At 31.6% G+C, this 3468-nt stretch carries 1 protein-coding gene; it reads left to right on the forward strand.

The window, feature by feature from the left end; translation table 11 throughout:
- Positions 1-526: 526 nt before the first annotated feature.
- Positions 527-3468: helicase-related protein (locus tag AFK68_RS05395; protein WP_143437552.1), on the forward strand; the 2942-nt coding region annotated here is incomplete at its 3' end.

Raw genomic sequence — 3468 nt, forward strand, 5'->3', positions numbered from 1 at the left:
AAAAGCTGAGAATTTTCCGTAAAATTCCGAAAGTGGAAAATTTTGAGACTATCTATATCTAAGAGTTAGGAAAAATTTGGCTTTGCCAGATATATCTCTCCCAATTAGACTCTGACATTTTCGGGAAAATTTCCAAATTTTCTCTCAAATTCCCAAAGTGGAAAATTCTGAGACTATCTATATCTAAGAATCAGGAAAAATCTGCCTTTGCCAGATATATCTCTCCCAACTAGACTTAGACATTTTCGGGAAAATTTCCAAATTTTCTCTCAAATTCCCAAAGTGGAAAATTTTGAGACTATCCATATTTAAGAGTCAGGAAAAATCTGCCTTTGCCAGATATATCTCTCCCAACTAGACTTAGACATTTTCGGGAAAATTATCAAATTTTCTCTCAAATTCCCAAAGTGGAAAATTTTGAGACTATCCATATTTAAGAGTCAGGAAAAATCTGCCCTTAGCTGAGATAATGTTAATTGAAAAACTTGAGAAAGCTAAAACTACTATCAATCAAAAGGAGAAAATTATGTCACTTGCTGAAAATTTAGGACGTTTATTTGAAGTAGGATTTAATATTGGCATACTTGCTGATATTCAACACCAGAAATATCAAAATTACTTTGGTGATTTATATCTTCAAGATTTACAGACACTCAGATTACCAACTCTGGTTAGGAAAATCGCAGATGCAGAGAAAATATCTAGTCAAGGGAGTATTGAAAATCTAGAAAGATGGAGTCAATATTTTATTCAGAAAGGATTTATTGCTGGATTAAATTTTTTCCGTGAATATATTAAGTCAACTAATTGGAAACTCCACCTGAGAAAACCGGAAATTTTATACTATCAATGTAGCTTTGATGGAGATAATGCTTTTGGTTCTAACCCTAAGGATAGACAACAAGCAACTAGAAGATTATTATCTCAATTTTTATCTGCTGATGTTTTGAATAGCCAACTTAAGAATTACGTTACCAAGTACCACAAAAAAGGAGAATTTTTACAAGCAGATACTTTGATTTTGCTACGTTATCGCAGAGAATTTAGAATTATTTGTGTAGATTTGTCGATATTTTCAATTAAGTCAATGGAAGATTTAAAACCCCTGGATAATATAGAAGAATTACGCCGAATTTTGATGAGAGATATTAAACATATACGTTCTAAAAGTGTTTTTTCTAATCTCCGAATAGATACGGGAGATACTCAGGATTTGGGTTTAGAATTTTCCCCAGATTTGAAACGATATTTTACTGCTTTTAAACGTAAAGATAAGGAAACTACTAAGTTAATTCAAGCTGGTGCTTATGCTTATAGTTTCTATAATTTTCTCCAGAAAGAAACCGATATATTAGATAGCTCCAAGTCATTACTTTTTAATGCAGTAGGATATAGCGATCGCAACATTAGTTCTCTCTGTTTACAACCAAAAAATATTAATATTCTTGCTACTTGTGCAGAAATTTATCAAAATGAACCGAAGGAGCAAGAGATAAAAATTGCTCGTCAAGAAGTCTTGGAAAAAATTAAACTTAATGCCAAAAAAAGTTTTCAAAATGGTAGAAAATTTATCCAAGAATTATCTGTAGAAAATCTCTATGGTAAGGAGGATAAAATTACTCCAATAATTCATCAAGAAAAAATTGATGGTTTCTTTAATTCAGTAGGTATTATCCGGGATTATTTAGCAAAAGAAATGGATGTTACTACCAAGTCAACTTTAAGAAAAGCTCATGCTGAATTAATTGAAAAAGCTCTGGAAAGTGAGAAAACTTATGTATTTTTAACCGGTAATCCCGGAATAGGAAAAACTACAGCGATCGCCAACTTTCTAAAATCTCACATCAACGATGGATTTCTATTATTTTATGTTAGTCCTCGCACTCAAGTTAATGTCGATTTAATTAGTAAGTTTAAGTCGAAAAATGGCGAATCTTTATGTAGCGATAAAATATTTGGTCTCACCACAAATTCCATTATTATTAAAGAAAATAATGGCAAACCTACAGTTAGTTATCGTTCCAATATTCGTCAAGATAATTTCACGAAAAATACTGTCAATTTTATCCCAATTGGTAGGGGCTTGGTTACCAAGCCCCTACCAAAAACTGCCTGTACAAAGTCGCGATTTTATAGAGAAACGGAGGATAATATTAAAGATATTGGGGAAAAAAGTACGGGAGTTCTCTATAGTATCTGTCAGGGAATATATACCACTATTAATCAAAATATCTCTAATAATATTGTCGCTACAGTCTCGATTCAATCTTTAAGAAAAACACCGAATGGTGCAGATACTCTGAAGCATCTCCGGGAAATATTCAAAGATGCTTATAACCGAAATACAGGTGTGATGCCTGAAAAAATGCAAGAAATTTCTCAGAGAATAAAGCACATATTTATAATGATAGATGAAGTAACTGGAGATGATAGTGGGGTTAATTTTTTGCATGGAATTAAGGAATTGTTGAAAGATTACAATCTAACTAATCCTGAATTTGGATTTAATACAAAAGTCATTGTTGCTGATGCTTCTATTGTCGAAAAAGAAGTTATTCAACAACACTTATCCCAGACTTCTCCAGAACCAGATAAAATTTATTTTCGCCCTGTAGGGGAGATTCACGATTCGCCCTTAAAAGTAGAGACTTTTGAATTTAATCAACAACCAGCAATTGCTATTAATGCTAATTCTTATCCTGCTAGTAGTTTAGATATAACTTATAAAATTTTCCTCCAATGTTATGAATTTAATGAAGCCAAATTTCAAGATAATAATAAAGAGTTAATCAAAACAGTTCAAACCAACATTTTATCCGATATAAACTCCTATTTAGATAATCCCGAATCTAGTCAAATCTTAGTTTATATTCAAGATATAAGAAAGCTACAAGAATTAATAGACAAAATTAGTAAGTATCGAAAATTTGAACAATATACAGACTATCTGGAAATACACGCTAATTTATCCGGTGAAAAAAAGAGCAAAATAGAAGAATGTAAACAAGACGTCAAAGTTGTATTTATGACATCTTCAGCAAGTCGAGGTTTATCCTTTCCTAAAGCAAAAATTATCTTAGTAGAAATCCCTAAATTCCAAATAGAAAGAAATTTAATGGAAGTCATACAAGTTATCTATAGATCCCGAGGAGAATATTGGGAAAATAACACAGCAAAAACTTTAGATGACCAACCAAAACAAATAACCTTTTATTTGAGCGATCGCGCCATTTATTACCCCCAAGAAGAAAATACATCTTCACAAGAATATGCTGAAGAAAAAAAATTATCTTTAGCAGAAAGTTTATTAAATCTCTGGGATATTTTATTAATTCTCAAATTGTCAATAATGACAAGAATAACTGGTGCAGGTAGTTTAGGAATGAAAAAATTTATGATGATTCCTATTGGTGGAAAATCTGTTTCGGCTGCTGGAAATACATTTAGTAGTCAAGTAACAAATATGAT

Origin of the sequence: Hydrocoleum sp. CS-953, assembly GCF_002260545.1 — a bacterium.
Classification (GTDB): domain Bacteria; phylum Cyanobacteriota; class Cyanobacteriia; order Cyanobacteriales; family Microcoleaceae; genus Trichodesmium.